The sequence below is a fragment of the Kocuria marina genome (assembly GCF_000786655.1).
In the GTDB taxonomy this organism is placed as follows: domain Bacteria; phylum Actinomycetota; class Actinomycetes; order Actinomycetales; family Micrococcaceae; genus Kocuria; species Kocuria marina_A.
Genome location: NZ_JROM01000016.1, coordinates 285,717 through 312,679, shown reverse-complemented (window position 1 = coordinate 312,679; position 26,963 = coordinate 285,717). Strand labels below are relative to the sequence as shown.

21 protein-coding genes are annotated in these 26,963 nt (G+C 66.4%); 11 read left to right on the top strand and 10 right to left on the bottom strand.

The window, feature by feature from the left end:
* Positions 1-264: 264 nt before the first annotated feature.
* The 3 genes from AS25_RS04075 to wecB form a co-directional block, all read right to left on the bottom strand.
* Positions 265-2,250: a hypothetical protein gene (locus tag AS25_RS04075; RefSeq protein ID WP_052160682.1), complete on the bottom strand. Its 1,986-nt coding sequence runs from the start codon at positions 2,248-2,250 to the stop codon at positions 265-267.
* A 117-nt stretch (positions 2,251-2,367) separates the two neighbouring features.
* Positions 2,368-3,714, bottom strand: a complete 1,347-nt coding sequence (locus AS25_RS04070) for a UDP-glucose dehydrogenase family protein (protein ID WP_035961989.1) — start codon at positions 3,712-3,714, stop codon at positions 2,368-2,370.
* A gap of 42 nt (positions 3,715-3,756) precedes the next feature.
* Positions 3,757-4,893, bottom strand: coding sequence for a non-hydrolyzing UDP-N-acetylglucosamine 2-epimerase (wecB, locus tag AS25_RS04065; protein ID WP_035962390.1), 1,137 nt, complete (start codon positions 4,891-4,893; stop codon positions 3,757-3,759).
* A 353-nt stretch (positions 4,894-5,246) separates the two neighbouring features.
* Between wecB and AS25_RS04060 the strand changes: the two genes are divergently transcribed.
* Positions 5,247-5,972 carry a hypothetical protein gene (locus AS25_RS04060; protein ID WP_052160681.1) on the top strand — a complete coding sequence of 242 codons (726 nt, stop codon included), beginning with the start codon at positions 5,247-5,249 and terminating at the stop codon, positions 5,970-5,972.
* A gap of 64 nt (positions 5,973-6,036) precedes the next feature.
* Here the strand turns inward: AS25_RS04060 and AS25_RS04055 are convergent, their stop codons facing one another.
* The 4 genes from AS25_RS04055 to glgC all read right to left on the bottom strand — a co-directional run bounded on the left by AS25_RS04055 (position 6,037) and on the right by glgC (position 13,195).
* Complete coding sequence (locus AS25_RS04055; protein ID WP_035961984.1) at positions 6,037-7,734, bottom strand: ABC1 kinase family protein; 1,698 nt, start codon at positions 7,732-7,734, stop codon at positions 6,037-6,039.
* A gap of 17 nt (positions 7,735-7,751) precedes the next feature.
* On the bottom strand, positions 7,752-8,930 hold the full coding sequence (locus AS25_RS04050) for a hypothetical protein (RefSeq protein ID WP_035961982.1): 1,179 nt from the start codon (positions 8,928-8,930) through the stop codon (positions 7,752-7,754).
* 115 nt (positions 8,931-9,045) lie between these two features.
* The gene (pepN, locus tag AS25_RS04045; RefSeq protein WP_035961980.1) at positions 9,046-11,742 is read right to left on the bottom strand and encodes an aminopeptidase N; all 2,697 of its coding nucleotides are present in this window, start codon (positions 11,740-11,742) and stop codon (positions 9,046-9,048) included.
* A 208-nt stretch (positions 11,743-11,950) separates the two neighbouring features.
* Positions 11,951-13,195, bottom strand: a complete 1,245-nt coding sequence (gene glgC / locus AS25_RS04040; protein ID WP_035961978.1) for a glucose-1-phosphate adenylyltransferase — start codon at positions 13,193-13,195, stop codon at positions 11,951-11,953.
* A 178-nt stretch (positions 13,196-13,373) separates the two neighbouring features.
* Here glgC and glgA point away from each other — a divergent pair, with 178 nt between their 5' ends.
* The 5 genes from glgA (at position 13,374) to AS25_RS04015 (ending at position 17,237) form a co-directional block, all read left to right on the top strand.
* Entirely contained in the window at positions 13,374-14,567 is a 1,194-nt protein-coding gene (gene glgA, locus AS25_RS04035) for a glycogen synthase (RefSeq protein WP_035962379.1), read from the top strand.
* Positions 14,568-14,644: 77 nt separating this feature from the next.
* Entirely contained in the window at positions 14,645-15,103 is a 459-nt protein-coding gene (locus AS25_RS04030) for a YflT domain-containing protein (RefSeq protein WP_052160680.1), read from the top strand.
* Between the two features lie 369 nt (positions 15,104-15,472).
* Positions 15,473-15,724 (top strand): hypothetical protein, encoded by a 252-nt coding sequence (locus AS25_RS04025; RefSeq protein ID WP_035961976.1) that lies wholly within the window; start codon positions 15,473-15,475, stop codon positions 15,722-15,724.
* Positions 15,725-16,410: 686 nt separating this feature from the next.
* Positions 16,411-16,860, top strand: coding sequence for a DUF3054 domain-containing protein (locus AS25_RS04020; RefSeq protein ID WP_084117985.1), 450 nt, complete (start codon positions 16,411-16,413; stop codon positions 16,858-16,860).
* 95 nt (positions 16,861-16,955) lie between these two features.
* A complete protein-coding gene (locus AS25_RS04015; protein ID WP_155384267.1) occupies positions 16,956-17,237 on the top strand; it encodes an Lrp/AsnC family transcriptional regulator in 282 nt (93 codons plus the stop codon).
* Between the two features lie 113 nt (positions 17,238-17,350).
* Here the strand turns inward: AS25_RS04015 and trpD are convergent, their stop codons facing one another.
* Positions 17,351-18,406 carry an anthranilate phosphoribosyltransferase gene (gene trpD, locus AS25_RS04010; protein ID WP_035961971.1) on the bottom strand — a complete coding sequence of 352 codons (1,056 nt, stop codon included), beginning with the start codon at positions 18,404-18,406 and terminating at the stop codon, positions 17,351-17,353.
* 175 nt (positions 18,407-18,581) lie between these two features.
* Here trpD and ctaE point away from each other — a divergent pair, with 175 nt between their 5' ends.
* The 5 genes from ctaE (at position 18,582) to AS25_RS03975 (ending at position 24,434) form a co-directional block, all read left to right on the top strand.
* Positions 18,582-19,220 (top strand): aa3-type cytochrome oxidase subunit III, encoded by a 639-nt coding sequence (gene ctaE / locus AS25_RS04005; protein WP_035961970.1) that lies wholly within the window; start codon positions 18,582-18,584, stop codon positions 19,218-19,220.
* Between the two features lie 57 nt (positions 19,221-19,277).
* Complete coding sequence (qcrC, locus tag AS25_RS04000) at positions 19,278-20,069, top strand: cytochrome bc1 complex diheme cytochrome c subunit (RefSeq protein WP_035961969.1); 792 nt, start codon at positions 19,278-19,280, stop codon at positions 20,067-20,069.
* A 70-nt stretch (positions 20,070-20,139) separates the two neighbouring features.
* Positions 20,140-21,234 carry a cytochrome bc1 complex Rieske iron-sulfur subunit gene (qcrA, locus tag AS25_RS03995; protein WP_035961968.1) on the top strand — a complete coding sequence of 365 codons (1,095 nt, stop codon included), beginning with the start codon at positions 20,140-20,142 and terminating at the stop codon, positions 21,232-21,234.
* Positions 21,234-22,901: a cytochrome bc1 complex cytochrome b subunit gene (gene qcrB, locus AS25_RS03990; RefSeq protein ID WP_035961967.1), complete on the top strand. Its 1,668-nt coding sequence runs from the start codon at positions 21,234-21,236 to the stop codon at positions 22,899-22,901. Before qcrA ends, qcrB begins: the two co-directional genes overlap by 1 nt.
* An 882-nt stretch (positions 22,902-23,783) precedes the next feature.
* Positions 23,784-24,434: a hypothetical protein gene (locus tag AS25_RS03975; RefSeq protein WP_437123704.1), complete on the top strand. Its 651-nt coding sequence runs from the start codon at positions 23,784-23,786 to the stop codon at positions 24,432-24,434.
* 403 nt (positions 24,435-24,837) lie between these two features.
* On the opposite strand, the gene AS25_RS03965 is transcribed toward AS25_RS03975, so the two are convergent.
* Positions 24,838-25,242 (bottom strand): cytochrome c oxidase subunit 4, encoded by a 405-nt coding sequence (locus AS25_RS03965; protein ID WP_035961964.1) that lies wholly within the window; start codon positions 25,240-25,242, stop codon positions 24,838-24,840.
* On the bottom strand, positions 25,239-26,960 hold the full coding sequence (ctaD, locus tag AS25_RS03960) for an aa3-type cytochrome oxidase subunit I (protein ID WP_035961963.1): 1,722 nt from the start codon (positions 26,958-26,960) through the stop codon (positions 25,239-25,241). The genes AS25_RS03965 and ctaD overlap by 4 nt, the downstream gene beginning before the upstream one ends.
* Between the last annotated feature and the right edge of the window lie 3 nt (positions 26,961-26,963).

The following is a 26,963-nucleotide window of genomic DNA, read 5'->3' as shown; positions in this document are numbered from 1 at the left end:
GGATCGCGGCGGGAACGGCCACATGAACCGTGCGACCTGCTTGAGGTGCGAAGGAGGTCTGTGCGGGGGGCGTCCCGAACTTGGAATTATCACGCAGATATCCCAGGTATCCGTGGCTCTCCGACAGCGACTCCACATGGCACTCGTCAGCCTCCTCGCCCGGCCGAAGAGAGAGGGCGGGGGACAGGCTGTGCCAATTCATGCGTGACCTCGGTGTGGGGGGATGCAGGCTGTCCCCATGTTAGGCCACAGCACGGAATATGTTCATGATCCTCGGGGCATCGAAGGACACGGAGCGTCGATCGAGGTCATTGGTCCTGCGCCCGTAGCCGCTCCCTGCCCGCGGTGTCGCGTGATGTGGTGGACCGACGCACGCGTAGCGTTCTCCCACGACGGGATGTCCTGCCTGTCGCGCAGCGCCCTGACGACGACCGCAACGTTGGTAGTTGGTCGGCATTCGTCCACCGAGACTCGGACCGGCCGGCTCACGAGCGCGCCATCCCAGCAGGCGCTAACCTCGCCATCGACGTGGATCTCGTAGCGGAAGTTGTCCCCACCCCTCTGATTGCCGTAGGGCGCGTCGACGGTGAAGGATAGGGTGGAACGGTCCACGTCGGTGGGCACCCGCACCTCGCGAGCGACAGTGGCGCCCGCGAGGAAGTGTCGCTTCGGGATCATGATGACGGTGTCGGTCCGTGCGGTCCTGGTCTCCGACCCGTCCTGGTGCGTGAGAAGCAGAGTTGAGCCGAGATGGTGCGCATCTCTGGGGGTGTCCGCGCCACCGAGCGATTCGTCGCGTTTCTGCTCGTACAGGTTGCGGACGTCGTTCTTGCCGAAGAAGTTCAGGACGGGGTGGGTGTCGTTGATTAGCTCCGAGAACAAGTGTCCACCGTGTCGTGAAACCGGGGGATAGGACAGGCTGATCTCGTAGAGTGCGCGCACATTGATCGGCAGAAGCGTGTCGAACGCAATGTCTGTTTCGTTGAACACCTCTGCCAACCACCGACCACTGCGGACTTCCCAGTAGTAGAGATCGAGGAGATGGTAGTCGTGCAGTTCACCATTCCACTGCCAGTCCACGAGACCCGCTTCAAAGCGTCGACGACGTTCTTCCTCCGGAAGCCCAGTGGATCGCGTTCGTGTCTCCGCCCAGTACACCCCTTTCAGCGCGTCAAAGGTGTTGTTGTCCGCGCGAACACCCCAGTGGGCCCGCCCAATCTCGAACCCGTTGGCCCGAAGGTGGATCGGCTGTCGGTGCCCGAAATTCTGGTAATAGAAGGGCAGCAACCACCGTCCGTGTGAGTGAGGGGTGTTCCGGGACACCACCGGCAGGAGCTCGTCCAGAACGCGGGCGTCCTGCTCTGTTGCTCGGAAGTATTGGTGCTTCAAGCTCACGACCGTCATCAGCTGGTCCACGATCGTCTTGTCCATGGCGAGCGCTCTGCCCCACCTGCTCTGATCGCCTTCGGCAGACGTGTAGGTGAAGAACTCGATGTCGTCGGCGAACTCGAGCAACAATGAGAGCGCCGTCCGGCTGTCAGCTCCTCCCGTGATGGACATGACGAGGTCGTCGTGATGTGTGCGGAGATTTCTGATTTGGGTCGCCCACATGGAGCGAAACTCTTCCCGCCGGTCGTCATCGGACCATTCCGTGTAGCGGTTCGATGCGCGAGGAAAGAACCGTTCGGTGGACCACTGCGGAATCTGCAACTCGTGATTGGGCAGCAGCGGCTTGATGCCCGCGAAGCGCGTGTCGTCCCATGTACCCAGTGAAGCGCGTTGCTCCTGGGCATCGTTTCGTCGGTCGTGGGGGTGCACCTCGTTCAGGAGTGCCAGGTGGGAGGCTACGACCTGGGCCGACTCGGACCAGTAGACGGAGCGGGTGCCGGCCGCGTCGTTGTAGACGGTCAGAAAGTCTGGCGTGCCCTGAAGGATCAGGTGACGTCCACCCAGCCTGTCTAGGGCGTGGTAGAAAGCATCCTGCCCGATGAGCAGGTGCTCCAAAAGGTATCGGGCTGGCGGAGTATCGGGGTTCTGAGGGTCGGCGTTGAGGCACAGTCCGTGGACGAGCACCCAGGCACCTGTCTGGGGGTCGCGCTCGATGGCCGGGGGCTCGTTGCTCGGGTACGAGAAGAACCACCCTTCTGCGGGCAGGTCGGTGCTCGTCCAGGCACCGGGGATGCCATGCGCGTGCTCCGTTCGCAAGCGTCCAAGAACGAAACCCCGGGGGAAGGGTGTCGGAGCCTTCACGTCACTGGTCCTTTCTCGCCGGGGGTGAACCCAGCTGAGGGGGGAGAAAAGGGGGAGAACTTTAACGCGGAGAACAGGTGGGAGAAGTGGCGACAGCGGCGGACATGCGATTGTGCGTCAACTTCGCCGCCCCAACGCCACATACCGCCACCCGGCATACCGCCAGGCGCCGGGGTCCAGCACGTTGCGCCCGTCGATGATCGTGGGGGACTCCACCAGCGACTTCACGGACACGGGATCCATCTCCCGGAACTCCCGCCACTCCGTGAGCAGCAGGGTCACCTGCGCACCGGACACGGCGGCGTCGAGCGAGTCCACGTAGTCCAGGCGGGGGTAGCGCTGGGCGGCGTTGGCGTTGGCTTGGGGGTCGTAGAGGCGCACGTCCGCGCCCATGGAGTGCAGCCGGGCGGCGATGTCCAGGGCGGGGGAGTCCCGGACGTCGTCGGACTCGGGCTTGAACGCCGCACCGAGCACCGCGATCTTGGCGCCATGGAGGGACCCGCCGCATTCCTGGACCGCCAGCTGCACTGTGTATTCGCGCCGTCGCAGGTTGATGTCGTCCACCTCGGCCAGGAACCGCAGGGACTGGTCCAGACCCAGCTCGGAGGCACGGGCGCGCAGCGCGCGGATGTCCTTGGGGAGGCACCCGCCGCCGAAGCCCACGCCGGCGTTGAGGAATTTGCGGCCGATGCGCTCGTCCAACCCGATCGCGTCCGCGAGCGTGCGGATGTCCCCGCCCACGGTCTCGGTGATCTCGGACAGTGCGTTGATGAAGCTGATCTTGGTGGCCAGGAAGCTGTTGGCCGCGACCTTCACGAGCTCCGCGGTGGCGTAGTCGGTCACGATGAACGGGATCCCCGCCTCGAGCTGGTGGGCGTACACCTCGCGCAGCACGGCCTCGGCGGCCTGCGCCGCGGAGGTGGGGCGAGCGGCGTCGTCGTACTCGAGACCCAGGACCATGCGGTCGGGGCGCAGGGTGTCCTCCACGGCGTGACCCTCGCGCAGGAACTCGGGATTCCATACGAGGCTCACGGTCGTCCCGGAGGGCGCCGAGGTGCGGGCCAGTTCCTGCAACCGGGCCGCCGAGCCCACGGGAACAGTGGACTTGCCGGCGATCACGCAGTCGTGGGTCGCCGCGCGGGAGATCTGCTCCACGGCCGAGTCCACGTAGGTCATGTCCGCGGCGTGGCCGTTGCGCTTCTGGGGCGTTCCCACCCCGATGAAGTGCACGTCCCCGAAGGCGCCGGCCTCCTCGTAGGACGTGGTGAAGCGCACCGCGCCCGTGGCCACGTGCTTGCGCAGCAGCTCGGGCAGCCCCGGCTCGTGGAAGGGCACCTGCCCGGTGGAGAGTAGATCGATCTTGGCCTGGTCCACGTCCACGCCGAGCACCTCGTGACCGAGCTCGGCCATGGCCACCGCGTGCGTGGCACCGAGGTATCCGGTGCCGATGACTGTCATGCGCATGAAAAGACCGTGATCCTTCCGTTCGAGGCGAGGGGGCTGGGCTTACGCCTGGGAATCGAAGTCCGCCACGCGCCGGCCCACATCGAACATCTGCTCGATCGCGGCCAGGGAGCGCTCGGCGGCCTTGCCGTCACCGTAGGGGTTCACGGCGTTGGCCATGGCCTGGTAGGCGTCCGCGTCGTTGAGCAGGCGGTCCACCTCGGTCACGATCCGCTCCTCGTCCGTACCGATGAGCTTCACGGTCCCGGCCGTCACGGCCTCGGGACGCTCGGTGTTCTCGCGCATCACGAGCACGGGCTTGCCGAGCGACGGCGCTTCCTCCTGCACCCCGCCGGAGTCGGTCAGCACCACGTGCGCTACGGACAGCATGCGGGTGAACTCGCCGTAGGCGAGCGGCTCGGTCACGACCACATTGGGCTTGCCCTCGATGGCCGGCAGCACCGCCTCGCGCACCACCGGGTTGCGGTGGGCGGGCAGCACGATGGTCAGCTCGGGTTCCGCGTCCGCGATCCGGGCCAGGGCGCGTCCGACGCCGCGCATCGCCTCGCCCTGGTTCTCACGGCGGTGCGTCGTCACCAACAGCACGCGCTTGCCGGAGGACGCGATCTTCTCGAGCTGGGGGTCCGTGAAGGGCAGCTGCTGCTCCACGGTGTGCAGCAGAGCGTCGATCACGGTGTTACCCGTGACCACGATGTCCTCCTCCGTGATGGCCTCGCGCAGGAGATTCTCCTTGGACGTGGCCGTGGGGGCCAGGTGCAGGGACGTGATCTGCGAGGTGATCTTGCGGTTGGCCTCCTCCGGGAACGGGGAGAACAGGTTGAAGGAACGCAGCCCGGCCTCGGCGTGGATCACGGGGATCCCGCGGTAGAACGCGGCGATCGCCGCAGCGGTGGAGGTGGTGGTGTCACCCTGGACCACCACGGCGTCCGGGGGAGTGTCCTCGAAGATGCGGTCCAGACCCTCGACCGTGCGGGTCAGCACACCGTTGAGGGTTTGGCGGGGCTGGATGATGTTCAGATCGTGGTCCGGGGTGATCCCGAAGATCTCGTTGACCTGGTCCAGCATCTCGCGGTGCTGGCCGGTCACGGTGACCACGCACTCGAACTGGTCGCTGTTCTGCAGGGCGGTGACGATGGGAGCCATCTTGATGGCCTCCGGACGGGTGCCGTAAATCGGCATGATCGTGAACACGCAATTTATCCTTACCTCGGCCAATGACGCGTTACGTGAGCCGGGGATCACCCAGCCCGGCCCCACACGCCCTGTACGGCCACAGTCTAAGGGAATACCAGGGTTCACGCGGACAAGATCGGATGATCGTGTCCACCATAGTGGCTACAAATGTACCGGGGAGTAGGGACGATGGTGCTCCTGAGGGTGTCCTACACTGTGTGCATATGAATGCAGGTGTAATGTCGGCGAATACCCCCTAAGAAAACGGTGTTATTGCCGGGAAATGTTCCCCCGAACACCCGGAGCTCGGTGACCTGCATTACGGAAAAAATGTCTCTGCGAGCTCGATGAAAGGCACCGTGGCACGCAACTATCTGGGCACCGTCCCCCCCAAGGCCCGTGTGATCGTCGTCGTCACCTACCGGGATGGCGACGGGCGACAGCTGGCCTTGCCGCAGTCACCGTTGCGCGAGAGCTTCACGGGTTTGCAATTGCTGACCCAGCAGTTGCTCGGGGACGCCAGGGGGATTATCTCTGGGTGGAACCAGGACTTCTCTATCGGCCAGCTGGGCCCATCAGCGTTCGAGATTGAGGTTCGGGCCGAGGCCCCGAAGCGCGTCAGTCTGCGCAGGCCGGCAACCATGACGAAGCACTTAATGGTCCTGAGTCTGCTGGAGCACCTCACGGATGTCTTGATCGACCTCGGGGATGTTGCGTGTTTCATGGCTGGTCATCCGACGGCCCACCTGCGGTACATCGACGGGTACCACGGGCCCTATTACGAGTTCATCCAGGACGGCCAGGCGGTCAAGACGATCGATGCACGCTTGCTGGAGCTGTTGGTGGCCCCGGGGTCCGTGGACGGAATCCGCGCGGTGGTCGCGAACCTCAAACAACCTGGGGTCGCTTATGCGACAGTAGCCAAGCGCGTTCCTGGCCTGTACTACGTGAGCCACGTCCAAGTCCCTGCCAACGAGCACTTACGGGACTTCGCCAACGGAGGGTCGCTTCCGTTCAGTCAAGCGTGCCTGGATGCGGCGCGAGCCCAGGCCCTGTCGGAGCAAACGGCTGACTCATCCTCGTAGAGGGCTTATGACGGGCGGGAGCAGGACTGACCGCCCGGTGGAGCCTCGTGGACCACGTCCGGGCTCAACGCACGGTGCGCTTGGACTTGTTCCCCTGCAGCACCCGCACCACGTGGCGGACGCGTTCCACGTTGGAGGACACGGCGAGATAGCCGCTGAGTGCCGCTACCGTGGACATCCCACCCACGATCAACGGCGTGTGGTACTTCTTCCATCGCTCGGGGTCCGAGGCGATGATGTGCGCAGTGCCGTTGATGGTCGCGGCGATCACGCCGCCGGCCACGACCTGGTGGCCGATCTTGGCGCCGCTCTTGACCAGGGGATCCAGCTCGTCCGTGCGCAGGTGGACGTCGAAGCCGCCGCGTTCGAGCACCACCAGGAAGCGGCGCACGTACTCGGGAACGTCCACGCCCATCTGCACGGCTTCTTCGATCGTGGAGCGCAACCGGTTGAACAGCATGTCCGGGGAGAGCCGGTTGATGATGAACCGCTCCGCGTAGGGCTGCACGGCCGAGACCAGGTCGAAGCCGGGGTCCAGGCCGGTACCCATGGACTCGGCGGTGACGAGCATGCGCAACAGCAAGGCGGACTCGCGCGGGAGCTGTAGCTTGTGGTGGCGCAGCACGGAGATCAGGTCCGCCATGAGCTCGCCCACCCGCACCTCTTCGAGCGGTTTGTTGGCGTAGCGGCGCATCATCACGGAGACGTCGCGTTCCAGGTCCCGCTTGGAGACGTCGTGCTGGCCGCTATCGGTCAAGCCCAGCAGTCCGGTCGCGGCGCGGCGCGGGTTGTTCTGCACGACGCCGAGCAGCAGGGTGATCAGGTGGTCCCGGAACTCCTCACTGAGGTTGCCGACCATCCCGAAGTCGATGATCGCGATCCGCCCGTCCGGCTCCACGAACAAGTTGCCGGGGTGAGGATCCGCGTGGAAGAACCCGTCCTCGAACACCATTTTGCAGATCGCATCCGTGGCCTCCTTGGCCAGCAGGTGACGGTTGACGCCCTCGGCCTCGAGAGCATCGTAGTCGTTGATCTTGACCCCGAACATCCGCTCCATGGTCAGCACGCGGGAGGTCGTGGCCTCCCAGTAGATCTCGGGGATGTGGATCCGCGGGTGGCCGATGAAGTTCTCGGCCATGCGCTGGGAGTTGCGGGCCTCCTGGATGAAGTCCAGTTCGTCCCGCAGGGAGGCGCTGAACTCCTCCACGAGCCCCTCGAGGTCGTAGTCCTGGGCGGCGGTCCAGTAGCGGGCCACCCACGAGGACATGTCCTGCAGGATCTCCAGGTCGCGATTGACCTCGTCGGTCACACCGGGGCGGCGGACCTTGACGATGACTTCGTGTCCCTGGAACACGGCGGCGTGGGCCTGACCAATCGAGCCGGTGGCCACGGGCTCGGGGTCCATGTGCGTGAGGATCTCCTCCGCCTGGGAATCCGGTTCGGCCTCGATCATGGCCCGGATCTGCTCCACGGGGATCGGCGGGGTGTCGTCCTGGAGTTTGAGCAGCTCGTCCGCGTAGCCGGGGGGCAGCACGTCCGGGCGGGTGGAGACGACCTGACCCAGTTTGATGAACGTGGGCCCCAGTTCCTCCAGGGCCATGCGCAGGTGTTCGGGCTGGGAGTGGATGGTCTGCGGATCGATGAGTTTCACGCGCGCCAAGGGGGCCCGCCACTGCGGCTTCAACCCACCGAGAGCGAAGCCGAAGCCGTGCTTGGTGAGCACTTCGATGATCTGGAGGAACCGTTCGCGGCGAGAAATCATACGGGTGGAAGGACCCCTTACAGCGTTCTGTGCAGGTAGAAGGCCATGAATCCGGTGGCCACGGCCACGATCAACACGAGTGTGGTGGCCAATGGTTCCACACCCAGCAGGATGATGCTCACGATCACCAGGATGACCGTGAGCGCGGCGAGCGCCGTGACCACGGGTTTCAGTCCTCTCACCAGTCCGCCCGCGATCCGGGCGGCACTGGACCCGGCAGGGTTGCGGCGGGGTTCACGCGCGGGATCGGGTGCCGCGGGTCGGTTCCGGGCGCCGGGTCGGGCGCGAGCGGGGTCGTCGTCGCCGTGGGCGGCGGTGAAACCGCGGCGCCATTTCTTGGCGTTGCGCCCGCGGTCCGATTCCACGGGCACGTAGGCCGGGGGGACCTCGAAGTCCTCGGCGTCCGGCAGCAGCTCGGGGACGTCGTTGGGCAGGTCCGTGAACCACTGCTGGGGGACCTCGGAGGCGCGGGCGGCCTGCAAGGTCATGGACACCTCGAACGAGGAACCACGAATCGTCCCCCACACGGCGGTGAGCAGATCCTGTTCGAACGCGTAGTGGATGATCGGGATGAACTGCTGGGACATCTGGGTGGACAGGCGGCCCACCTGTTTGCGTTCGTAGAGCACGTCCACGGTGTCCACGGTGAGCCCGTGGGTGTTCTTGACCTTGTTGACCTCGAGGGTGAGGATCACGCGGCCCTCACCGGAGGCGGGCACGATCGAGTGCAGGTACTCGGCGAACTCTTGTTCGTCCAAAACCTTGATCGAGGAGCCCTGGGGCAGCACGGCCGATTGCGCGGGCGCGGTGTTGAGGGGGAACAGCAGGTCCGGGGGAGCGATGCCGATCGTCGCGCGCGCGGCGACCTCCGCCTGTCCGTCCTGGCGCTGTAACTCGGCCTCGAGGTGCAGCGGGACCACCGGGGTGTAGCCGGAGGCGATCACGCGCGAGAGGGGGTGCCAGTAGCGGTGGGCGTCCCCGGAGCTGAGGTGAGCCACCTTGTTCCCGCCCACGCGCACGGACACGGTGCGCGGGTCGAAGGGGTTGTCCGGTTCCAGGACCAGCGCGGCCGTCCCGGTCCACGTCTGCGCCCGGCCCACGGAGAGGCCTCCGAACACCCGCATGATCTCGGTGTCGTAGAAGTTCTCGGTGACGACGTCCAAGGACCCTCGGTCGTTGAGCGCGTAATCCCTCATGGTCTCCCTCGCAATAGCGCCGACGGGTGCTCCGCCGCGGCATCACACCACATGCTAGCCGTTGATCCCAACGCATCGATGTTCATCCGCTCGGTGGACAGCGGACCCCCAGGGTTCACCGGGACAGGCACGCCACCTGCAGTTCCACGGCTCGTTCGGCGTCCGCCACGAGTTCCATCACGATGCGTCGCAGGGCCCCCGGGGCGTCCCGGTGGGCGTCCAACCACGCGTGGGTCTCCCGCACCACGGGGTGTTCCTTCGGGTCCGACGACGCCGTCCGCACCTCGATCGCGCGCGGGTACAGTCCGCGCACCATACGGGTCGCGATCTCCATGGAGTGGGTGTCCCACCATTCGGCGAAGTGGGCGAAGTACTCGGACTCGTAGCGATGCAGCACGGCAGGGGCCGCCAACTGGAAGCCGGAGATCGTGGCGCTCAGCTCGTCGTTGGACAGCTCCCCGGCCACGATCCGCTGCCACGCCTCGTCCTTGGCCCGGTCCGAGCGGATGGCGGCCACGGCCCGGGTGTAGCCCAACCGGCCGTCGCGGGTGGGATCCTGCGCGTGTTCGGTCTCCAGCTCGGAGACCGTGGCGTGACCCGTGGCGGTGAGCGCGGTGAGAAAGGACCAGCGCAGCTCGGAGGACAGGGGCAGACCGGCCACCGTGCCCTCGTCCCCGAGCCACTCCTGCACCTGACGGGCGTAGCTGCCGTCCCGCGCCGCTTCGCGGGCGAAAGCGCGCGCGAGTACCAGCTGCTCACCGGAACCCGCCTGCGCGGCCAGCAGGGCATTGCGCAGGGCCTCGAAGAATTCACGCCGCGAGGCGGTGCGGTACTGGTAGGGCACGTACTCGCCCAGGGCCTGACCCGCGTGGTCCAGCACGGTCGTGAGGATCGCCGCGTGACGCTCCGCACCGCACTCACGCGCCGCCATGGACACGTACTCCCGCGGGGACAGCCGGGCATCGCGCACCGCGGCCCACACCTGCGAGTGCGCCACCGCTCGCGCGAGCGGGTCCTCGATCGCCCCCGCCAGGCGGGTGATGGCCGCAAGCGATTCCGGGTCCGGATGGGCCAGGCAGTACGTGAGGTCAGTGTCGTTGACCAGCAGGAACGACTCGCCGTCCTGGGCCTCGCTGCTCGGGGCGTCGCCTAGACCCGTGACGGGAACGGGCGTGTCCGAGGCCGGCACCCGTACCTCGATGCGCGCCGTGGTCACCACGGCATCGCCATCCCGCGTGTACCGGCCCACGGTCAGCCCGTGCGGACGCAACGACGCCGCTCGCTGCGTCAGTGTGGCGCTCGCCGCCGCGGTGCCGTCCCCTGCGGCGGGGTCACCGGACCCCGCGCCGTCGTGCGTGGAGGGCGCGCCCGGTGCCGCGGCGTCGTCGCCCGCCGAGCCCGGGACGCGGGCCTCCAGGACGGGGACGCCCGTGGTGTGCAGCCACTGCTGGGCCCACGCGCGGACGTCGTGATCGCTGGCCTCGTCCAGGACGCCCAGGAAGTCGTCCAGGCTCGTGTTCTCGAACGCGAACCGGCGGAAGTACGCACGGCACGCGTCCATGAACGCTTCCTCACCCACGAACGCTACGAGCTGCTTGAGCACGGAGGCGCCCTTGGCGTAGGTGATGCCGTCGAAGTTCTGCCGCGCGGCCTCCAGGTCCGGGATGTCCGCGACGATCGGGTGCGTGGTGGGCAACTGGTCCTGGCGGTATGCCCACTCCTTACGGGCGAGCGCGAACGTGACCCACGCGTCCGTGTACTCGGTCGCGTGCACGGACGCGTACGCGCCCATGAACTCCGCGAAGGACTCCTTCAACCACAGGTCGTCCCACCACCGCATGGTCACCAGGTCCCCGAACCACATGTGGGACATCTCGTGCAACAGCGTGTTCGCCCGCCCCGCCAACTGCGCCCGCGTGGCACCCGACGGGAACAGGTACGCCTCCGTGAACGTCACGAGCCCCGGGTTCTCCATGGCCCCCAGGTTGTACTCCGGCACGAACGCCTGCTCGTACTTCCCGAACGGGTACGCGAACGCGAACAACCGCGGGAAGAAATCCAGACCCTGCTTGGTGAGCATGAACAGCTCCTGGGTGTCCATGTACTCAGCGAGCGCCCGCCGGCAGTACAGCGTGAGGGGGATCGTCACGGCCTCGCCCTGGGGGTCGGTGCCGGACCACTCGTCGGTGAACCGGGCGTAGGTCCCCGCCAGGATGGCGGTGATGTAGCTCGAGATCCGCTGGGTGGGGGCGAAGTCGTGGGCCACCGCACCGGGGACGTCGCAGTCGTCGGTGGTGTTCTGCCCCGTGGGGTCCCCGTTGGACGCCGCGAGCCACTCCGGGGGCGTGATCACGGTGAAGTGGTAGACGGCCTTGAGGTCCGGCTGCTCGAACACGGGGAACACCCGGCGGCAGTCGGCGGGCTCGTACTGGGTGTAGAGGTAGACGGAATCGTCCTCCGGGTCCACGTAGCGGTGCATGCCCTCCCCGGAGCGGGAGTACAGCGCACGACCCACCACGTGCAGTTCATTGGCCGTGCCCAGCTCCGGCAACCGGATCCGCGAGCCCTCCACGACATCGTCCACGGCCAGCGACTCGCCGTTGAGTTCCACGGCGCTCACGGTGTCGTGGATGAAGTCGATGAACGTCTCCGCTCCGGCCTCCGCGGTGAAACGCACCGTGACCTCGGTACCGAACGTCGTGGCGCCCGGCTCCCGTGCTCCCGAGAGATCCACCGTGACCCGGTAGTCCTCCACCCGGATCTGCTCCGCGCGCGTCGTGGCTTCTTCTCTGGTCGGTGAGCTGGCTCCCATGCCCCCAGTGTAGGCATCAGCTCGTTCGCGCCCGGTTGCGGCCCGCTGGGCGTGCCGGGCGGACGACGACGCTGCCGTCGGCAACCGCGCGACGCAGCGTCGTCGTGCCCGCCCGGGCTCCCGACCGCGCCCCCGTCCGTGCGTACGACGGCGGCCCCGCTCGCGTGAGCGGGGCCGCCGTGTGGGTGTCGCGGAACGAGCGCCGGAATCAGTTCTGGAAGCGGTAGTTCTTCGGAGCGATCGTCAACCCCGAATCCGTGACCGTGAGCCCGCGGGCGAGATCGCGCTCGCGGTCCAGGCCCACCGTGAACCCGGGCGGGACGACCACGTTCTTGTCCAGGATGGTGCGGTGCACGGTGGCCCCGGCGCCGATCTGCACGTTCTGCATGAGCACGGATTCGGTGACGCGGGCGTCGTGCTCCACCTTGACCTTGGGGGAGAGCACCGAGGAGCCCACGTGCCCGCCGGTGATCAGCACGCCGGGGGAGACGATCGAGTCGAAGGCCACGCCGGCCTGACCGTTGGGCCCGCGCACCGTCCTGGCCGGCGGGGCCATGATCTGGTGCGTGTAGATGGGCCAGTCGTAGTTGTAGAGGTTGAACACCGGCAGCGGACGGATCAGGTCCATGTGGGAGTCGTAGTAGGAGTCCAGGGTGCCCACGTCCCGCCAGTACTGGCGGTCGCGGTCGGTGGAGCCCGGGACGTCGTTGTGGGTGAAGTCGTAGACCATGGCCTCACCGCGGTCCGCGAAGTGGGGCATGATGTCCCCGCCCATGTCGTGGTTGGTGTCCGCGCGCTCGTTGTCCGTGCGCAGCGCCTCCACGAGGGCGTCCCGGTCGAAGACGTAGTTGCCCATGGAGGCGAGGAACGCGTTCGGGTCGTCCGGCAGGGGAGTCGTGGAGTCCGGCTTCTCCACGAACCGGGAGATCCGGGTGGGGTCCTGCGGGTCGGTCTCGATCACGCCGAAGGACTTGACCATGTCCATGGGCTGACGCACCGCCGCCACGGACGCCTTGGCCCCGGACTCGATGTGCTTGCGCACCATGTCCGAGAAGTCCATCCGGTACACGTGGTCCGCGCCCACGACCACCACGATGTCCGGATCGGCGTCGTCGATCAGGTTCATGGACTGGAAGATCGCGTTGGCCGAACCCAGGAACCATTCCTTCCCGCGGCGCTGCTGCGCGGGCACCGAGGTCACGTAGTTGCCCAGCTGCGTGGACAACCGCCACGTCTCGGACAGGTGCCGGTCCAGGGAATGGGACTTGTACTGGGTGAGCACCACGATCTGGAGGTACCCCGAGTTCACCAGGTTGGACAGCGCGAAGTCGATCAACCGGTACCCGCCCGCGAACGGCACGGCGGGCTTGGCCCGGTCCTCCGTCAACGGCATCAGGCGCTTGCCCTCCCCACCGGCCAGAACGATGGCAAGGACCTTCTTGTGTCGTGACATTCGTACCCCTCACTTCCCGAGCCAGTCAGAGCCCTCGCGGACCACAACACGGCGTCGTCTTTGACTGGTCTTCCCCGTCATTGTGTCCCACTCGGCAAGGCGGAACACCGTGTCGCCGGAAGTTTCACGAACTTTTGCACACCTGTGTGCGAGCACCCCCGTGCAGTACGCTCGCAGTGTGCGAGTAGACATCCTGAGCAAAGAGTTCCCGCCGGCCATCTACGGGGGAGCGGGGGTGCACGTGGCCGAGTTGTCCCGCGTGCTCGCGCCGCTCGTGGACCTCAACATCCGCTGCTTCGGAGACCCCCGGCACCCGGACTTCCACGGAGCCCACGTGCAGGCGTATCCCGTGCCGGGTGAACTGGCCGATGCCAACGCCGCCGTGCAGACCCTCGGGGTGGACCTCACCATGATCGGGGACATCCAGGGCGCAGATCTGGTGCACTCCCACACGTGGTACGCCAACATGGGCGGACACCTCTCCTCCCTCATGTACGACATCCCCCACGTGCTCTCCGCCCACTCCCTGGAACCCCTGCGCCCGTGGAAGGCCGAACAGCTCGGCGGCGGGTACCGGGTGTCCAGCTTCGCGGAGAAGACCGCCTACGAGGCCGCTGCCGCGATCATCGCCGTGTCCGACGGCATGCGCCGCGACATCCTCGCCTCCTACCCGGACGTGGACCCCCAGCGTGTACGCACCGTCCACAACGGGATCGACGTCAGCCAGTGGGACCGCGATGAGAACACCGACGTCCTGGACGAGTACGGCATCGACCCCGCCAAACCCTCCGTGGTCTTCGTGGGCCGCGTGACCCGCCAGAAGGGCGTGCCCTACCTCCTGCGCGCCGCCCTGCAGCTGCCGCCCGAGGTGCAACTGGTCCTGTGCGCCGGCGCCGCCGACACCCCCGAACTCGGCGCCGAGGTCAACGCCCTCATCGATCAGCTCAAGACCGAACGCGAGGGCGTGGTGCTCATCGAGAAGATGCTGCCCCGCCGCGCCGTCATCCAGATCCTCTCCCACGCCACCGCCTTCGCGTGCCCCTCCGTCTACGAACCCCTGGGCATCGTCAACCTCGAAGCCATGGCCTGCGGCGCCGCCGTGGTCGCCACCGCCACCGGAGGTATCCCCGAAGTCGTCGTCGACGGCGAAACCGGGCGCCTGGTCCCCATCAAACAGGTCACCGACGGCACCGGCACGCCCCTGGACCCCCAGAAGTTCGTGGACGACTTCGCCGCAGCCCTCACCGACGTGGTCTCCGACCCCGACCGCGCTCGCCGGATGGGTCAGGCGGGACGCACGCGCGCGGAGGAACACTTCTCGTGGGAGTCCATCGCGCAGCAGACCCTGGAGGTCTACCGCTCGGTGCTGTGAGCTCTCGATGCCGTGAGCCCGGTTGATATGGTGGAAGCGGAAAGTTTGCATCATATATACCAAATGTGAGGGGAATCATGGCCTACGAGATCCAGACCGCTGCCGCCAAATACGAGACGATCGCCCGCTTCCGCGATTACGCCGAGGCCCAGGCCGTCGTGGACACGCTCTCCGACCGCGAGTTCGACGTCTCCACCGTCAAGATCGTGGGCGAGGGCCTGCGCTCCGAGGAGTACGTCACCGGTCGCCTGACCAAGGGCCGCGCCGCGCTCGCCGGCCTGGGTTCCGGTGCGTGGCTGGGCCTGTTCATCGGCATCCTCTTCGGCCTGTTCGCCCCGGCGTTCGGCTGGCTGTCCATCATCCTGTGGTCCGTAGTGATCGGCGCCGTGTGGGGCGCGATCTTCGGTTTCGTGGCGCACCTGGCGACCGGCGGGAAGCGTGACTTCAAGTCCGTGCGCACCACCGCCGCGGACACCTACCTGGTGCAGGTCCAGGCCGAGCGCGCCCACGAGGCCATCACGGTCCTCAACCGCTGATTCCCTGCCGGTTCGCGCCCTCCGGCGCGCTCTCGACCGGTTCGCTTAATTGACGACGACGGGCGGTCACCCTTTCCGGGTGGCCGCCCGTCGTCGTGCGTGCGTACCGGCACGTCGACTCCGTCGCCGCGCGGGCGGGGCCGCTTCGGCTGCGGAGTATGCGGGTTCGGATCGTCGTTCGCGCAGCAGGGCCCCGGTACAACGGTCAGGCCCGGCCGTCGGAGACGGACCATGGTCCCCAGCCCGTGGTCAGCCGTCGGCCGGGGCCGCAAGCACCCCGGAGAGTAGCGACTCGACGGCGACTGCGAACGCGTCGTGTGTCTCCTGCAGGGAGCGCGAGCGCACGCGGGGGATGGGGGAGCGGGCGACGTGTGTGTCGTTCTTCTCGCTTTCGCATGGCCCACGGCCACGTCCCGGGTGGAGAACCTGCCCGGGGCGGTAGTCGGTTCGCAGGAGCAGGTCGATGCTGTTACCCAGAAGATGCCCGAGCACCTGCTCGAGCTGCACCCGATGGCCAGCAGAGAGGACGCGGTCAACGGAATCACGTCGTGGGCGGTGTGCGGAGGGATCGCACTGGGACACCACACGACGGAGTGGGCGCTGCGGTCGGCCGAGGGCTGAGGGTGCCGGCGGGAGAGGCCCAGGGACCGTTCCGGCCACTCCACTTTCGGACTACTTTACATAATGTACATTATCGGCCACAGGGGTATGTCAGCAACGACGCTATATGGGGCGAACCCGATTCAGCCTCTGGGAGGCGTGAGATGGCCGTGAGCTCAGGCGGTGACTCGGCCACTCGTCCCATGGGTCACGGCCTGAACGACGCCATGCATAGTTACGGGACGGCGCGTTGCATGACGCTTTTGTTCAACGGGTCCGGATACACATCTCGGGTTTCTGCTCGTGTATATACTCAGTCCGGCGAAGTACGCCATGATGAGGGCACGCGACCCATACCGTCGATGCCACGGGTGCAGCCGGCGATTCCCCCGCGGTGTTCCCCGGCCCGCGGGTGATTTCGGGGCCCGCTCTGGGTGGCTTCTGGATCGTGGAGGTCGCCAGTAAGGCCGGCGCTCTGAAACGTGCAGCCTAAGCATCCGCGGCATGTGGGCAGCCCCTGGAGGTTCGTGCGCTCGCGGGGTGAAGACCCCCCGCTGCGGCGACCTCAGCTGGCCCAGTCCATGAGAGCGTCATAGCGCCTTGGGCCGGTTCTTAAAGTTATAGGTGGAACTCGAACTAAATCCTGCGATTCTCACTGTGAAATTCATCCGTTCGGAAGCTTCCAGAACCCGCCATAAACTGGAGACATGAGCTCGCAACCCCGTCCCGGATCGGACTCCCGCACGTCAGTGGCCTCTCCCCCGCAATCGCCTGGATCAGCTCCTTCCGCCGAGCGAACCACGAGAGCCTGGCCCGTTTTCCTGGCCGTGGACCTGGGTCTGGTGATCGTCTTCGCCGCCATAGGGCGCTCAGCCCACGGTGAGGACGTCCTGGGCATGCTCACCACCGCGTGGCCCTTCCTAGCGGGGACGCTCATCGGGTGGCTCATGGTCCGGGGAGCGCGTCGTCCGGCGGCCGTGGTGCCCACTGGCGTGGTCGTATGGCTGAGCACCGAACTCGTCGGGATGCTCCTCCGTGTTCTCACAGGCGATGGCACGGCGTGGTCATTCGTTCTGGTCAGCCTGGCGGTGCTGGGAGTCTTTCTGGTGGGCTACCGCCTCGTCCTGGCGGGCGTGGCCCGAGTTCGTCGTCGCTGATACGGCCACGACTCCCCTGCCACTGGCCGCTCCGAGACGCCCGCTGCGCCATCGACCCACCGATACAGTGAAGTGACACCGTGGAAAGGAACCCCATGTTCACCGCCATCGTTTTGATCAAGACCTCGTCGGACAGGATTCCCGAGGTCGCCCAGGAGGTCTCGGACATTCGCGGCGTGACCGAGGTCTATTCGGTGACCGGTGAGTGGGACTTAATCGCCGTGGTTCGGGTGCACCAGCACGAACGGCTCGCGGACGTGATCGCCGATCAGCTGTCCAAGGTTGAGGGCGTGGAGTCCACGAACACCAACATCGCCTTCCGCACGTACAGCACGCACGATCTGGATGCGGCCTTCTCCCTGGGGATCGACGACTGACTCCCCGGCCGTAGCACGAACGACGCCGCTCCTCCGGAAACCGGGCGAGCGGCGTCGTCGTCAGATGGTACGGTACCGCACGGACGGACCGGGCGGGAGCCACGACCGGGTGGTCACCGCGCGGCGAACTCGACCCACCGGGTGAGGACGTCTCGCGCCGCACCCGAGTCGATAGACTCGGCCGCACGCCCAACGGCGGCCTCGAAACGCTCGGCGAAGGGAGCATCGGCGCTCTCGTCGATCGCGACGAGCCCGGCGGCGGCATTGAGCAGCACCGCGTTACGCACGTGCCCCTGCAATCCGTCGAGGATGTCGCGCACCACGCCGGCGTTGTAGGCAGCGTCCTGGCCGCGCAGATCCTCGATCGTGGCGCGCGGCATGTCCAGGTCCAGGGGCTCGAGCGTGTGCTCGGTGGTCCGGCCATCCCGCACCTCCCAGATCCGGGACGGCGCCGTGACGGTCAACTCGTCGAGCCCGTCACCGCCGCGGAAGACGAGCGCGCGATCGCCGCGGTTCTGGAACACACCGGCCATCAGCGGGGCGAGGGCCTCGTCCGCGACGCCGATCGCCGAGGCCTTGACCTTGGCCGGGTTGGTGATCGGGCCCAGGAAGTTGAAGGCCGTGGCGACCCCGAGGGCCTTGCGTGCGGCGGCCGCGAAGCGCATGGACGGGTGGAAGGTCTGCGCGAATAGGAAGGTGATCCCCACCTCGCGCGCGGCGCGCTGGACGCGCTCGACGGGCATGTCCAGCTGTACGCCCAGGGCCTCCAGGACGTCCGCCGATCCCGATTTGGACGACGACGCCCGGTTGCCGTGCTTCACGACCCGCACCCCCGCGCCCGCGCACACCAGGGCGGACATCGTGGAGATGTTAACGCTCGAGAGGCGGTCCCCGCCGGTGCCCACGATGTCCAGCGCCGGGCCGGGAACGGAGATGGGGCGGGCGTGAGCGACCATGGCGTCCGCGAGACCGTTGAGCTCGGCCACGCTCTCCCCCTTGGTGCGCAGCGCCATGAGGAAGCCCGCGACCACGGTGTCGGGGACCTCGCCCGCCATGATGTTGTCCATGGCCCAGTAGGACTGCTCCCATGACAGGTCCTCGCCGCGGGACAAGCTCGTCAACACGTCTGGCCAGTGGTTGTTCGTGCGGGAGGCGTTCGAGGTAGTCACGGCTTCGACTCTATCGCGCCGTCACTCCGCGTGACGCAGTACGGCGGCAGGCCGCGGCCCACCGCGGCCCGGCGGACGGGAGGGTCGTCCAGATCACACCTTGGGGACGCGACACGATGCGCTGCGAAGGCCGTGGTGGTTGGTTCGCCACGAGTTTTGGCGACATAATGTCTCTGTGACAACTGCGACTCATACCCCAGCCAAACCGGTGGGCGCGACCATCACTCGCCCCAACCTCACATCCGTGGGCACCATCGTGTGGTTGTCCTCCGAAGTGATGTTCTTCGCCGGACTCTTCGCCATGTACTTCACTCTGCGCGCCACCTCCCCGGAGGTCTGGCACGAGAACACACAGCTGCTCAACGTGCCCATGGCGTTGGCCAACACCATCGTCCTGGTACTGAGCTCCGTCACGTGCCAGTTCGGCGTCTTCGCCGCCGAGCGGCTCCAGCCCCGGCGCACCGGCGGCATCCTCCAAGTCACCAAGTGGGGCATGACCGAGTGGTTCGCCCTGACCTTCCTCATGGGCGCCGTGTTCGTGTCCGTGCAGGTTTACGAGTACGTCGCTCTCGTTTCCGAAGGCGTCACGATCGCCGCGAACGCCTACGGCTCCGCCTTCTACATCACCACCGGTTTCCACGCCCTGCACGTGACCGGTGGCCTGATCGCATTCCTCTTCATCATGGGCCGCGCCTTCGTTGCCAAGCGCTTCGGTCACTACGAGGCCACCTCGGCCATCGTGGTGTCCTACTACTGGCACTTCGTCGACGTGGTCTGGATCGTCCTGTTCGTGCTGGTCTACTTCATCAAGTAGGCCCCCGGGACCGTTCGCCCATTCAAGTTCTAGAACCGAGCAAAAGGAACGTTTGACGTGAAGGCACTCTCACAAAAGCGCCGCCATCCCATGGCAGCCCTCGCGCTGTTGGTCATGGCTTTGCTTCTGACCGGTGGACTCTACGCAGTTGCCACAACCACCAATGAAGCCAAGGCCGACACCACCACGTACTCGGCTCAGGACGTCGAGGAGGGGCAGAAGCTCTTCATGTCCAACTGCTCCACGTGCCACGGCATGCAGGCCCAGGGCACCGACACCGGTCCCTCCCTGATCGGCGTGGGCGCTTCCTCCGTCGACTTCCAGGTCGGGACCGGCCGTATGCCCATGCAGATGCAGGGCCCCCAGGCGCAGGTCAAGCCGCAGCAGTTCAACGACGAACAGACCAAGCAGCTCTCCGCGTACGTGGCTTCCCTGGGTGCCGGCCCCGCCGTCCCCGAGGAGGAGTACCTCGACATCAGCGAGGGCAACTCCGCCAACGGCGCCAAGGTGTTCCTGGCCAACTGCGCCATGTGCCACAACGCCGCTGGCCAGGGCGGTGCCCTGACCCGCGGCAAGTTCGCCCCCTCCCTCATGGGCGTGAGCGAAAAGCACATCTACGAGGCCATGCAGACCGGCCCGCAGAACATGCCGGTGTTCAACGACGCCAACATCACCCCCGAGGAGAAGCGGGACGTCATCACGTACCTGAAGACCCTCGACAACAACACCACCGTGGGTGGCTTCAGCCTCGGCTCCCTGGGCCCCGTGTCCGAGGGCCTGTTCATCTGGACCATTGGCCTGGTGGTCGTCATCGGATTCACCGTGTGGCTGACCTCGCGCTCCGCCTGAGAGCGCCCCGCCGGTACCCACCGGCACCCGAAACAGTATTCACAGCACCAAGAGAAGAATGAGGGACCACATGGGCGACCATCGTGACGGCACTCCCCACAAGAGCGGGGCGGTTGTCACCTCGGACGGAACGGGCACGGAAAACTTCCCCAACCCGGGGCTTCCACCGCACCGCCCCCGCGTGACGGACGTAGATCCCAAGGCCGCGAAGCGAGCTGAACACCAGGTGGTCCTGCTGTTCCTGCTCTCCATCATTGGATCCATCCTTTTCTTCGTGGCGTACTTCGGTATCCGCGTGGACGGTCCTCTGTACGACGCCGTCAACACCGAGCCCACCGCGCAGCTGCGGTTGCAGAACCTGCTGTTAGGCCTCGGCATCGCCCTCGGCATGTTCGGCATCGGTATCGGCGTGGTCCACTGGGCCCGTACTCTCATGCCGGACCACGAGATCGTGGAGATGCGCCACGACCTGCGCCCGGAAGAGGACCGCGCCGAGGCGCAGGGCATCCTGAACACCATCTACGACGAGTCCGGTGTGCGGCGCCGCCCGCTGCTGCGTAATACGCTGATCGGCGCCGCGGTGCTCATGCCCCTCCCCTTCGTGGGGCTGCTCAAGGACCTCGGTCCCACCGACCTCAAGGTCCTGCGCCACACCATGTGGGACGAGGGCGTGCGCCTGGTGCGCGACCCCTCCGGTACCCCCATCAAGGCGTCCGACGTCACTCTCGGTTCCGCGTTCCACGTGGTCCCGGAGAACCTCAGCAGCCTGAGCCACGAAGAGGGCTACCTGGACGAGAAGGCCAAGGCCGTGGTCCTGCTCATGCGGCTGGCCCCTGAGGACGTCAACGTCTCCCCCGAGCGCAGTGACTGGAACGTGGACGGCATCTTCGCCTACTCCAAGGTCTGCACACACGTGGGTTGCCCGATCGCCCTGTACGAGCAGCACACGCACCACCTGCTGTGCCCGTGCCACCAGTCCACGTTCGATCTCACGAACGAGTGCGAGGTCATCTTCGGCCCGGCATCCCGCCCCCTGCCGCAGCTGCCCATTACCGTTGATTCCGACGGCTACCTCGTTGCCCGTAGCGACTTCCACGAACCCGTGGGACCGACCTACTCGCAGCGCGATCTCGCCGTCCAAGACATGCAGGATGAGGCGAACTAATGTCCACATCAACAGACTTCGAATACCGCCCCACGACCACCACGGGCCGGATCGCCAACTTCGTGGACACCCGGGTGGGCGCCTCCGCGATGGTCAAGGAGTTCGGCCGTAAGGTCTTCCCCGACCACTGGTCCTTCATGTTCGGTGAGGTCGCCCTCTACAGCTTCATCATCCTGTTGTTGTCCGGCACCTTCCTGGCGTTCTGGTTCGACCCCACCATGACGTCCCTGCCCTACAACGGCAGCTACGTCCCCATGCAGGGTGTCGAGATGTCCGGGGCGTACGCGTCCACGCTGCACATCTCCTTCGACATCCGCGGCGGCCTCTTCCTGCGGCAGCTGCACCACTGGTCCGCGCTGCTGTTCGTCATGGCGCTGTCCGTGCACATGCTGCGCGTGTTCTTCACCGGCGCGTTCCGCCGCCCGCGTGAGCTGAACTGGGTCGTGGGTTGCGTGCTCTTCATCCTGGCGATCGTGGCCGGCTTCTCCGGCTACTCGCTCCCCGACGACGTGCTGTCCGGTAACGGTCTGCGCATCGCGGACGCGATCGCCAAGGCCGTCCCGATCGTGGGTACGTACATCTCCATGTTCATGTTCGGCGGCGAGTTCCCCGGGCACGCGATCATCGGTCGCCTCTACATCGTTCACGTACTGATCATCCCCGCGTTGATCCTCATGATGATCGTGATCCACCTGTTCATGGTCGTGGTGCACAAGCACACCCAGTTCCCCGGACCGGGTCGCACCGAGAACAACGTCGTGGGCTTCCCCGTGGGCCCCATCTACGCCGCCAAGGCCGGTGGGTTCTTCTTCATCGTGTTCGGCATCCTGGCCGCCATCGCCGCGACCACCACGATCAACGCCATCTGGAACTACGGTCCGTACGACCCGTCCCCCGTGCAGGCCGGCTCCCAGCCGGACTGGTACATGGGCTTCTCCGACGGCGGCCTGCGCCTGATGCCTGGCACCTGGCCGTGGAACTGGGAGTGGAACATCTTCGGCTGGGCGGTTCCGCTCAACGTCCTGCTCCCGCTGGTCCCCATGGCCCTGATGTTCGGTGTCATGTTCGCGTGGCCGTGGATCGAGCGCTGGGTGACCCGCGACAACCGCGTCCACAACATCCTGGACCGTCCGCGTAACGCGCCGTTCCGCACCGCCGTGGGCGCCGCCGGCGTCACCTTCTACGCCATCCAGATGATCGCGGCCAGCGGTGACCTCATCGCCACCCACTTCCACGTGGCCGTGAACGACGTCATCTACTGGCTGCGAGCCCTGTACTTCCTGGGCCCCATCCTGGCGTTCATCATCACCCGCCGCTTCTGCCTGTCCCTGCAGCGCAAGGACCGGGAGATCGTGCTCCACGGCCGCGAGTCGGGCCGCATCCAGGCCCTGCCCCACGGTGAGTTCGTGGAGGTCCACGAGCCCCTGGATGAATACCGTCGCTACAAGCTCGTGAACTTCGAGGACCGCGAGGTCCAACCCGCTCGTGCCAATGCCAAGGGCAAGGTCACGGCGAGTGAGAAGATGCGCGGCGGTCTGAGCCGGATCTTCTTCGAGGACCGTGTGGCCCCCGTGACGCCCGCCGAGCTGGAAGCGGCTCACGGTCATCACGACGCCGAGCCCGCCAGCGTCGGCGCCGACTCGCACAGCGCACAGATCGAGAAGTAGGCCCCGGGCCCAGCTGACTCGATCGCTGATCGGGAGGGCCCGTTCGGATCACATAATCCGAACGGGCCCTTTCCTATGCCTCCAGCCCGGAGCCGGCTGGTCACTGTTCTATGCGCTGGCCTCGGCCTCCGTACGCGGCGTCCCGGAGCTGACGGGCACGGCAAGGGTGACGCTCCCATCCCCATGGATGGTCTGACGATACGGTCCCACGGCGGTGAGCCCCTTGCCTCGAAGTGCCGTGTCCAGCATGAGCCATGCGTCCCCGGTATTGACCGGCCGCTCCCCGAACCGAATGACAGCTGCCGTTCCGGCCCCCGGTGAGGTCACGGGGCGAGTACCCATCATCGGCTCTCCGACGGCCACTGTGACCCGAATTAGCGTCCTGTCGCTCGTTCCGTCATAGCAGAGATGCACCTCCCGCGATTCGATGGCGCCCTGGCCGTTCAACCGCTCGAGAAGGCGAGCCACGGCCCTCGGGATCTCGGTTTCGTCCCGTACCGCTTCCGACATGCCGTGCAACTCGAGCTCCGGCAGGCCTACCAACGCGAGCCCGTGGGCCATCGCTCCCCCTTGCCCTGCAATTTTCCCCATGGGCTCCATGGAACCATTTAACCCATGACACGGTGTCAGCCGAAGCGTCAGCCTCATCCCCGCTCGATGGTGGCCGCCGCCACTGTGGGCAAGAGAGCCCCCGTGACCTTCTTCCTGGCCCTTTCGCCCAGCAGGATGGAGGGGTGCTGACCGGTCGGTGCTCGGCATGATCGTTTGCCCCAGTCGCCGATGATCTGGGGGGTGTTGTCACCGAGGGCCGGTCCGGTGGTCGTGGATCGCTGATAGGGGCGGGATCGCCCCTGGAGGGCCTTCGTAACGTGGATGCTGAGCGTGACCATCCCCCGGTCGGCCAGCATGCTCGTGCAGCAGGGGAGGACAAGGGACTCGGCCCTGTCAGAGCAACCACAACCACCGGTGTTCCTCGGCCTCAACGTCGGCGAGTCCGACCACCACGCCGTGACCGCGGCCGGGAAGACGGTCTACGACAAGGCACCGCCCAACGACGAAGCCCGGCTGCGCGCGATCCTGGATGACCTGGCCGCCCAGATTACCGCCACCTCCAACCGGCTGCGCGGGATGCTCCCCCACATCCACCCGGACCTGGGACGGGTCTTGGGGCCGCGGGTCACCCACCCGGCGGTAGCCGACCTGCTCAGCCGCTACCCGACCCCGGCCACACTGGCCGCGGCCGGTGGCGGGCATGTGCGGGCCAGGCTCAAGAAGCACGCACCCAGGCTGGCCGAGCCCCTCACGAATGAGATCTTCGATGCACTGAGCCAGCAGACCGCGGTGGTGGCCGGGACCGAGGCAGCTGCCCGCTCGAACCGGCGCATCCACCGTCACCTGCTGGATCTCGGGCACCAGATGCACCTGTGCACCGTGGGTCGGTGGCTGGCCCGCCTGGGGATTTCCCGCCTGCGCGACCTCACCCGGCACGGGGACGACCTGCGGCGGCCGCCGCGACGGATCCGTGCAGCATAGCCCGGGCACATGGTCCATCTCGATGTCGTCATGAAATCACCTCTGCCTCCGCGCGGTATCCAGCACATCGGCGTCACCGCGCGCGATCTCGACGCCACCACCCGGTTCATCGTCGACAGACTTGGTGCCGGGGTCGTGTACGACGGCCTGACCGCGGACGACGAACCACGCCGAGGGCGAAGGGTCGGTCCACGTCAAGGCACCGTGGGGAATGCTCGTCGAGCTCCAGAGCATCCCCGCCGGCCACCACTACCTTGAGGGCTGCACGACGCGCGTATCGATGCCGGACCCCCGCCCGTAAGGCTCGGGGCTGATCGCGAACCCTGCCCCGGTTGGGAGATATGACGAGGCCCGCACCATCCCATGATGGTGCGGGCCTCGTGGTATGGTCAGCCGATGCTGATCAGTGGGCGTGCTCCCCGCGGGAGTGCTCGAAGACCAGGCCCAGCAGGCCGAGGGCGGCCACCGGGACCGCCAGGCCGATGATCCACCAGCCGACGGCCAGCGCGGTCACGAACAGCGCCGAGCCGATGCCGAGCAGCAGGGGCCACCAGCTCCACGGGGAGAAGGCCCCGTAGTCGCCGGACATCTCCACGATCTCGCCGTCCTCGCGGTCCTCCGGGAGCGTGCCCCCGGTGGAACGCTGCACGAGCCAGAGGTAGACCACGAGCATGAAGCTCATGGCGGCCACGGCCAGCAACGCGGGGAACCCGGCGAGTTCCTGGAACTCGGTGATGAACCCGTAGACCAGGCCCACCACGGTGCAGAACACACCGAGCAGCAGGAACGTCTTGATAGTTGCGCTCATCGTCCGTTCCTTCCGGTGCCGCCCACCAGGGGGGTGTCGGCCTCATATTGCTGGCTGGAGAACGCCGAGAGCTCCGGGTGGTGGAGATCCAGCGCGGGGCGCTCGGAACGGATCCGAGGCAGCGAGGTGAAATTGTGACGCGGGGGCGGGCAGGAGGTCGCCCACTCGAGGGAGCCACCGAAGCCCCACGGGTCGTCCACTTCCACCTTCTTGGCGTTGCGGTGGGTGGTGTACACGTTCCAGAAGAACGGGATCATGGACACGCCCAGCAGCATGGAGCCGATGGTCGAGAACTGGTTCATCCAGGTGAACCCGTCCTCAGGCAGGTAGTCGGCGTAACGACGCGGCATGCCGTCCACACCCAGCCAGTGCTGGATCAGGAAGGTCATGTGGAAGCCCACGAACAGCAGCCAGAAGTGGATCTTGCCGATCCGCTCGTTGAGCATCTTGCCGGTGAACTTGGGCCACCAGAAGTAGAAGCCCGCGAACATGCCGAACACGATGGTTCCGAAGATCACGTAGTGGAAGTGCGCCACCACGAAGTAGGTGTCGGAGACGTGGAAGTCCAGCGGCGGCGTCGCCAGGATGATGCCCGTGAGACCACCGAACAGGAAGGTGAAGAGGAAGCCGAGCACCCACAGGATGGGCGTCTCGAACGTCAGCGACCCCTGCCACATGGTGCCGATCCAGTTGAAGAACTTCACGCCGGTGGGCACCGCGATCATCATGGTCATGAAGGAGAAGAAGCCCAGGGCCACCGCGCCGGTCACGTACATGTGGTGCGCCCACACGGTCACGGACAGTGCCGCGATCGCGATGGTCGCGAAGACCAGACCCTTGTACCCGAAGATCGGCTTGCGGGAGAACACCGGGATGATCTCCGAGACGATGCCGAAGAACGGCAGGGCCAACACGTAGACCTCGGGGTGACCGAAGAACCAGAACAGGTGCTGCCACAGGATGGCGCCACCGTTCTCGGCGTCGAACACGTGGCCGCCGAGTCGCCGGTCCATACCCAGCGCGAACAGGGCGGAGGCCAGCGGCGGGAAGATCATGATGATCAGCATGGAGGTGATCAGCGTGGTCCAGGTGAAGATGGACATGCGCCACATGGTCATACCCGGCGCACGCATGCACACGATGGTCGTGATGAAGTTCACGCCACCCATGATGGTGCCGAAGCCCTGCAGGACCAGGCCGAAGACCCATAGGTCACCACCAACGCCCGGACTGAATGTCGTGCTGTTCAGTGGCGCGTAGGCGAACCACCCGAAGGAGGCTGCGCCCTGCGGGGAGATGAACCCGGACACCGCGATGAGCGAGCCGAAGAGGAAGAACCAGAACGCGAGGGCGTTCAGACGGGGGAAGGCCACGTCCGGCGCGCCGAGCTGCAGGGGCACGATCACGTTGGCGAAGCCGACGAACAGCGGGGTGCCGAACATCAGCAGCATGATGGTGCCGTGCATGGTGAACAGCTGGTTGTACTGTTCCTTGGTCTCGAGGATCTGCATGCCCGGCTGGAAGAGCTCGGCGCGGATCAGCAGAGCCATCACGCCACCGGCGCAGAAGAAGATGAAGGACGAGATCAGGTACATGTACCCGATGGTCTTGTGGTCGGTCGAGGTGAGCCAGTTGACGATCACCCGGCCCTTGGACCGTGGGACAACGCGGGGTGCGGTCGTGGCCGCGTCGTCCCGCGAATATTCGAGCGTAGACATTGC

What these genes read in the sequence shown, in the direction of transcription:
- qcrB (WP_035961967.1), top strand. Translation starts at nt 21,234, where the DNA reads ATGTCCACATCAACAGACTTCGAATACCGCCCCACGACCACCACGGGC.
- AS25_RS03965 (WP_035961964.1), bottom strand. Translation starts at nt 25,242, where the DNA reads ATGAGCGCAACTATCAAGACGTTCCTGCTGCTCGGTGTGTTCTGCACC.
- AS25_RS04030 (WP_052160680.1), top strand. Translation starts at nt 14,645, where the DNA reads ATGGCCTACGAGATCCAGACCGCTGCCGCCAAATACGAGACGATCGCC.
- pepN (WP_035961980.1), bottom strand. Translation starts at nt 11,742, where the DNA reads ATGGGAGCCAGCTCACCGACCAGAGAAGAAGCCACGACGCGCGCGGAG.
- AS25_RS04050 (WP_035961982.1), bottom strand. Translation starts at nt 8,930, where the DNA reads ATGAGGGATTACGCGCTCAACGACCGAGGGTCCTTGGACGTCGTCACC.
- ctaD (WP_035961963.1), bottom strand. Translation starts at nt 26,960, where the DNA reads ATGTCTACGCTCGAATATTCGCGGGACGACGCGGCCACGACCGCACCC.
- AS25_RS04015 (WP_155384267.1), top strand. Translation starts at nt 16,956, where the DNA reads ATGTTCACCGCCATCGTTTTGATCAAGACCTCGTCGGACAGGATTCCC.
- AS25_RS04020 (WP_084117985.1), top strand. Translation starts at nt 16,411, where the DNA reads ATGAGCTCGCAACCCCGTCCCGGATCGGACTCCCGCACGTCAGTGGCC.
- AS25_RS04070 (WP_035961989.1), bottom strand. Translation starts at nt 3,714, where the DNA reads ATGCGCATGACAGTCATCGGCACCGGATACCTCGGTGCCACGCACGCG.
- glgC (WP_035961978.1), bottom strand. Translation starts at nt 13,195, where the DNA reads ATGTCACGACACAAGAAGGTCCTTGCCATCGTTCTGGCCGGTGGGGAG.
- wecB (WP_035962390.1), bottom strand. Translation starts at nt 4,893, where the DNA reads ATGCCGATTTACGGCACCCGTCCGGAGGCCATCAAGATGGCTCCCATC.
- AS25_RS04055 (WP_035961984.1), bottom strand. Translation starts at nt 7,734, where the DNA reads ATGATTTCTCGCCGCGAACGGTTCCTCCAGATCATCGAAGTGCTCACC.
- qcrA (WP_035961968.1), top strand. Translation starts at nt 20,140, where the DNA reads ATGGGCGACCATCGTGACGGCACTCCCCACAAGAGCGGGGCGGTTGTC.